Annotated in this window: 6 protein-coding genes; 3 read left to right on the forward strand and 3 right to left on the reverse strand. The window is 77.3% G+C overall.

All coding sequences use genetic code 11. From position 1 onward, the window contains the following. Window positions 1–160 precede the first annotated feature (160 nt). On the forward strand, window positions 161–3,025 hold the full coding sequence (locus ACI8AD_RS24720; RefSeq protein ID WP_456873180.1) for a BTAD domain-containing putative transcriptional regulator: 2,865 nt from the start codon (window positions 161–163) through the stop codon (window positions 3,023–3,025). A gap of 100 nt (window positions 3,026–3,125) precedes the next feature. Further along, window positions 3,126–3,962, forward strand: a complete 837-nt coding sequence (locus ACI8AD_RS24725) for a class I SAM-dependent methyltransferase (protein ID WP_456873181.1) — start codon at window positions 3,126–3,128, stop codon at window positions 3,960–3,962. Window positions 3,963–4,029: 67 nt separating this feature from the next. Here ACI8AD_RS24725 and ACI8AD_RS24730 read toward each other — a convergent pair whose 3' ends face one another. From ACI8AD_RS24730 to ACI8AD_RS24740, 3 genes are read right to left on the reverse strand one after another with little or no spacing between them, the layout of a single operon-like run. Then, a complete protein-coding gene (locus tag ACI8AD_RS24730) occupies window positions 4,030–4,530 on the reverse strand; it encodes an inorganic diphosphatase (RefSeq protein WP_456873182.1) in 501 nt (166 codons plus the stop codon). Window positions 4,531–4,586: 56 nt separating this feature from the next. Continuing rightward, complete coding sequence (locus tag ACI8AD_RS24735) at window positions 4,587–5,039, reverse strand: YdeI/OmpD-associated family protein (RefSeq protein ID WP_456873183.1); 453 nt, start codon at window positions 5,037–5,039, stop codon at window positions 4,587–4,589. A 55-nt stretch (window positions 5,040–5,094) separates the two neighbouring features. Further along, window positions 5,095–5,412 (reverse strand): hypothetical protein, encoded by a 318-nt coding sequence (locus ACI8AD_RS24740; protein ID WP_456873184.1) that lies wholly within the window; start codon window positions 5,410–5,412, stop codon window positions 5,095–5,097. 184 nt (window positions 5,413–5,596) lie between these two features. Between ACI8AD_RS24740 and ACI8AD_RS24745 the strand changes: the two genes are divergently transcribed. Beyond that, window positions 5,597–6,436, forward strand: coding sequence for an SRPBCC family protein (locus tag ACI8AD_RS24745; RefSeq protein ID WP_456873185.1), 840 nt, complete (start codon window positions 5,597–5,599; stop codon window positions 6,434–6,436). The last annotated feature ends 43 nt before the right edge of the window (window positions 6,437–6,479 follow it).

Here is a 6,479-nt window from a genome sequence, read left to right on the forward strand (position 1 = left end):
TGTTGTTTTTTTATTTGTATGGGCTTGGGTGGGGCGGGGCCGGCGTTGGGGCGGGGGCGGGGCGCGGCGCCGCGCCCCGGGCACCGCGCGCCTGGCCCTCCGCCGCGGGCCGCCGCTAGGGTCGGCCGCGCCCGGCGATCCGCTGGCAGACGGGGCGGCGATGACAGGTGCAGCACACGTCCGCTTCTCGGTCCTGGGGCCGCTCCAGGTCGAGGACGGCGAGGGGCCGCTCGCCGTCGGCGGGCACAAGCCGCGCACCCTGCTGGCCGTCCTGCTCGTCGCCCGCGGTGACGTCGTCGCCGCCGACCGGCTGGTCGCCGCGGTGTGGGGGGACACCCCACCCGACGGCGCCCTGACCGCCCTGCGGGCCTACGTCTCCCGCCTGCGCGGCGTCCTCGGGTCCGCCGCCCCGCTGCGGCACCGCCCGCCCGGGTACTGCCTGTCCCTGGAGGCCGCGACCCTGGACGCCGCCGAGTTCGAGGAGCGGGTCCGCAGCGCCCGGGCCGCCGCCGCCGCGGGGGACCACGGGCGGGCGCTGGCCGACCTCGACGCCGGGCTCGCCCTGTGGCGGGGCGAGGCCCTGGCCGAGTTCGCCGACGAGGAGTTCGCCGTGGCCGAGGCGGCCCGGCTGACCGAGCTGCGCCGGGGCGCCGTCGCCGACCGGGCCGACGCGCTCGTCGAGCTCGGCCGGGCGGCCGAGGCGGTGCCCGAGCTCGAGGCGCTGGTGCGCGCGCACCCGTCCTGGGAGCGGCCCGCCGTCGCCCTCATGCGCGCGCGGTACGCGACCGGACGCCAGGCGGACGCGCTCGCCGCCTACCACGAGCTGCGGGCCCACCTCGGCGACGAGCTGGGGGTCGAGCCGGCCGCGCCCGCGCAGGAGCTGTACCGGCGGATCCTCGTCCACGACCCCGCGCTCGCCGCGACGCCGTCGCCGGGGAACCTCCCGCGGCGGGCCAGCGGCTTCGTCGGGCGGGAGCGGGAGGTCGAGCGGGTGCTGGCCGCGCTGCGCGCGGGGCCGCTGGTCACCCTGACCGGCGTCGGCGGCGCGGGGAAGTCCCGGCTGGCGGTGGAGGTCGCGGCCCGGGACCGGTCCCGCTTCCCCGACGGGGCGTGGCTGTGCGAGCTCGCGGCCCTCCCCGACGGCAGCCCGGTGGGCGACGCGGTCTCCGCCGCGCTGGGCATCCGGCAGCGGTCGGGGCTGTCCATCGAGCAGACCGTGCTGGAGTACCTGCGCGGACGCGCGCTGCTGCTGGTCGTGGACAACTGCGAGCACGTGCTGCCGCACGCCGCGGCGCTGGTCGCCGAGATCGTGCAGCACTGTCCCGGGGTGGTGGTCCTGGCGACCAGCCGGGAGCCCCTCGCCGTCGAGGGCGAGCAGGTGTGGCCGGTGCCCCCGCTGCCGCCGGCGGACGCCACCGCGCTGTTCGTCCAGCGGGCCCGGGCGGCGACGCCGGACTTCCGGCTCGACCCGGCCACCGCCGACGCCGTCGCGACCATCTGTGCCCGGCTCGACGGGCTGCCGCTGGGCATCGAGCTGGCCGCGGCCCGGATGCGGGTCATGAGCCCGGGGGAGGTGGCCCGCCGGCTCGAGGACGCCCCGCTGCTGGGCGGCGGGCGCGGGCCCGTGCCGCGGCACCAGAGCCTGGTCGCCGCGGTCGAGTGGTCCTACCGGCTGCTCTCCGAGCCCGAGCAGCGGCTCTTCCGCGGCATGTCGGTGTTCGCGGGGGGAGCCGACCTCCGCGCGGTGCACGGCGTCGTCGACCCGGGGGCGACCGAGGACGACGTCCTCGACCGGCTGACCCGGCTCGTGGACCGCTCCATGGTGGAGGTCCGCAGCGGCGTCCACAGCCGCTACCGCCTGCTGGAGACGCTGCGTGCCTACGGCCGGGCGCGCACCGACGCCGCCGGGGAGGCCCCGGACCTCGCCCGGAGGCACGTCGGCTACCACGTGGACCTCGCCGAGCGGGCGGGGCGGGGACTGCAGGGGCCCGACGAGCGGGCCTGGGCGGCGGACGCCCTCGGCGTGTACGACGACCTGCGCGCCGCCTTCACGCGGGCCGCGGCCGACCGCGCGTGGGACGCGGCCCTGCGGCTGGTGGCGGCCGTGCCGGAACTGGTGCACCTGCGGGTCGGCTACGAGGCCTACGCGTGGGCCGAGCAGCTGCTGCCCGTGGTCGACCCGGCCCACCCCGCCTACCCGGCCGCCGTCGGCGCCGCCGCCCGGGGCGCGTGGAACCGCGGCGACTTCACCCGGGCCGTCGCGACCGCGCGCCTGGCCGGCGACCGGGTGCCCCCGCCCGGGACCGCGCGCATCGCCTACCCCGGTGACGTGCTCGCCGACGTGGCGCTCTACGAGGGCGACGTCGGGACGGCGCTCGCGCACTACACGGCCGAGGCCGGACGCGCCCGCGCCGACGGGGACCGCATCCGCCTGGTGTGGACGCTCTACTACGTCGCCGTCTGCCACGCGGTGGACCGCCGTCCGGAGCGGGGGCTGGAGGCCGCGCAGGAGAGTCTCGAGGTCGCCGAGGCGACGGCCAACCCGACGGCGCAGTCGATGGCGCGCTACGCGCTGGGACTGGTGGTCAAGAAGTCCGACCCCGACCGTGCCCTGGCCCTGTTCGACCAGGCGGAGGAGCTGGCCGCGGCCGTGCGCAACTTCTGGTGGCAGGGCATCGCGATGATGGAGGCGGCGGCCACCCGGGCGGTGCACGGCGACCCGGTGGTGGCCGCGCGGGCGCTCGGCGCCGTCCTCGCGCACTGGGACCGCGTCGGGGACGCCACCCAGCAGTGGCTCAACCTGCGCTACGTCGCCCGGCTGCTGCAGCGGGTCGACGCGACGGAGGACGCCGCCGCCCTGCACGGGTTCCTCCTCGCCGCGGGCAAGCCCTCACCGATGGGCCCGCCCGGTCCCGCGGCGCCCGTCGTCGCCGACGTGCGCGCGATCGAGGCGGCCGCCGTCGCGCACGCGCGCGCCGCCCTCGGCCGGATCGTCGCCGGGCCGGTCCCGTCCGCGCGTGCATGACCCTGCATGCGGGGTGCAGCCGGCCTGCAACGCGCCGGCACCACGGTCGGTCCACCGCGGGACGACCCGCACGACCCTCCTGACGACGAGGAGCAGACCGATGACCGACACCGTCGACGCGACCACCGCCGACCGCGCGCTCAAGACCCGGCACCGGGCGATGTGGGCGCTGGGCGACTACCCGTACGTGGCCCGGGACCTCATCCCGGAGCTGGGCCGGGTCCTGGTCGCCGCGGCCAGGGTGACCCGCGGCGACCGCGTGCTCGACGTCGCGGCCGGGACCGGCAACGCCGCCGTCCCCGCCGCGCTGACCGGTGCCGAGGTCGTGGCCTCCGACCTCACCCCGGAGTTGTTCGACGCCGGGCGGGAGGCGGCGGCGCGCGCCGGGGTGGAGCTGACGTGGGAGGAGGGCGACGCCGAGGCGCTGCCCTACGGGGACGCGAGCTTCGACGTCGTCCTGTCCTGCGTCGGTGTCATGTTCGCGCCGCACCACCAGCGGGCCGCCGACGAGCTGGTGCGCGTCTGCCGCCCGGGCGGGCGGATCGGCCTGGTCAGCTGGACGCCGGAGGGCTTCGTCGGCGAGATGTTCCGGGCGATGAGGCCCTACGCCCCCCCGCCCCCGCCCGGCGCCCAGCCGCCGCCGCTGTGGGGCGACGAGCAGCACGTGCGCGAGCTGCTGGGGGACCGGGTCACCGACGTCGTCGCCCGCCGGCAGACCGTGACGGTCGGCGGCTGGGAGTCGCCGGAGGCGTGGCGGGACTCGTGGAAGGCGGTGTACGGGCCGACGATCGCCACCTACCGCAGCATCGCCGACGACCCGGAGCGGACCGCGGCCCTCGACCGCGACCTCGCCGCCCTGGCCCAGCGGTACGACCGCGGCACCGGGTCCACCGTGCTGGAGTGGGAGTACCTCCTGCTGACCGCCCGGCGCGCCTGACCGGCCCGGCGGGCCGGCGCCGTACCCGGCGCCGGACCGCCGTCCGGCGGACCTCAGCCGGTCGACGTCAGCCGGTGGGGGTGGCCGCCTGCTCGGCGAAGCGGCGGCGGGCGTCCTCCAGGGCGGCGACGGCCTTCGCCCGCCGCTCCCAACCGCGGGTCTCGGCCGACTTGCCCGGGGTCAGCGCCTCGTAGATCTCGAAGAAGTGCCAGATCTCGGCGATCTGGTGCATCGGGACGTCCTCGAGCTCCTGCAGGTGCTTCTGCCGCGGGTCGGTCGCGGGGACGCAGAGCAGCTTGGCGTCCGGGCCCTGCTCGTCGTTCACCCAGAACACGGCGATGACCCGGGCCCGCACCAGGCAGCCGGGGAAGGTCGGCTCGCCGAGGAGGAGCAGGGCGTCGATGGGGTGGCCGTCCTCGGCGAGGGTGTCGGGGACGAACCCGTAGTCGCCGGGGTAGCCGGTCGCGGTGAACAGCATCCGGAGCAGCCGGATCCGGCCGAGACGGTGGTCGTACTCGTAGCGGTTCCGCGAGCCCTTGGGGACCTCGACGATCACGTCGGTTTCCACGGACACCTCTCCTCCGGCGGTGGGGCCCCCGACACTCGCCGAGCGCCCCGCGCGCGTCAACCGGAGCGCCCCGACAGGGCGGTGACCACGGCGGTGACCCGGCGGGCGCGGGTCTCGGGCCGCTTGGCGTCGGTCACCGACCGCACGTGCTCCTTGCGGTGGCTGGGCGCCAGCCGGTCGAAGGCCTCCCGCACCCCGGCCGCGACGAGCGCCTCGGTCAGGTCGGGCGGCACGTCGACGGTGCGCTCGGCGGTGTCGGGGGTGACCAGCACCTCGACGGTGTCCCCGGTCTCGACGCCGAGGGCGGTCCGGCGCTCCCGGCTGAGCCCGATCAGGTTCTCCCCGCCCATCCGGGCGAGCCGTGCCTCGACGGTCACCGGGCCGATCGTGATCCGGACGGGGAACGCCCGCCCGGCGCCGAGGCCGGCCACCTGGTCGTCGGTGAGCACGATCGCCGCCGCCGGACCGCGGGGCTCGAGGGTCGTCGTCAGTCGCAGCTCGGGAGGCACGCCGGACAGCCTGACCTGCCGGGTGTGCTGACGGAAGGGCCCCGGTCCGGCGTCCTCAGGCGGCCAGCCGGTGGTGGTGGCAGCGCCCGCCGGCGGTGGCGCGGGCGGCGCAGGGCGCACCGGCCCGGGTCACCCCGCCGCTGTCACCGCAGCGAGCGGGCCGCGCGGGCTGCTCGACGACCAGCGCCGGACGGGGGAAGGGCAGGACGACGGCGTCCGGCTCCGGCGCCGCTGCGGGCTCCACGCGGCGGCCCGTGGCGGGGCCGACGGTGGGAGCCGGGGCCCGGCGGCCGGCGCGGCGGTGCAGGGCCGAGGCGGCGGTGAGCCCGGCGGTGAAGGCGGCGAGGGCGGTGGCGACGTGGCTGGCGCGCATGCCGTCCTCATCGGCCGACGGCGCACGGCCGGGAACGCGGGAGCCCCGTGCGCCCCACGCGTCACGGGGACCACCACGGCCTCCCTGCAGTAACGGAACCGGACCGGAGGTTGTCCACTCCGACCAGGGGTAACGCACGTCACGTTCCTCCAGCACGTCCTGACACGACGAAGGGAGACGAGCGATGACGACGAAGGTCGAGAAGTCGATCCAGGTCGACGTGCCCGTGCGCACCGCTTACGACCAGTGGACCCAGTTCGAGGACTTCCCCCACTTCATGGGCGGGGTGAAGGAGGTCCGCCAGCTCGACGACCGGCGGCTGCACTGGGTCGCGGAGATCGCCGGCGTCCGCCGCCAGTGGGAGGCCGCGGTCCTCGAGCAGGTACCCGACCAGAAGGTGGCCTGGGCCGCCACGGGGGGTGCCACCAACGCCGGCGCGGTCCGGTTCGAGCCCGCGGGGGCCGGCTCGACGATCGTGTACCTGGAGCTGGAGTACGAGCCCGAGGGCCTCGTGGAGCAGGTCGGCGACAAGCTCGGCATCGTCGAGCGGCAGGTGCGGTCCGACCTCGAGCGGTTCAAGGAGCTGGTGGAGAGCCAGGGCTACGCCAGCGGCGCGTGGCGCGGGTCGATCAACGAGGAGCTCGACGTCGGCACGCCGACCACCGAGACCGCCTTCCAGTCCCACGGGGACAGCGGCAAGGCCGGCGTGTCGGGCAAGGTGGTCGCCGGTGCGGCGGCGGCCGTGGCCGGTGTCGCGGCCGCGGCGGCGGCCGTGGCGAGCTCGTCGGGCGGCCAGGAGGAGACCCGGCCGGTGGAGCAGCCCGTGGGGCAGCCGGAGGGGACCGTGCAGCCGCAGGAGGTCACCGTCGTCGACCAGCCGCCGCCGGACGCGGTGGTGCGCGACGACGTCCTCGTGCCGGAGTCCGACCCGGAGGGCTACACGACGCCGACGTCGACCGAGGGCGTCGAGCGGGGTGTCCGCGGCGACGGCGACGACCCGATGATCGGCGGCGGCAGCCGCTGACCGGCCCACCGGCCGGGTGCCCCCACGCGGCGGCCACCCGGCC

This window comes from Geodermatophilus sp. SYSU D00766, assembly GCF_054049915.1.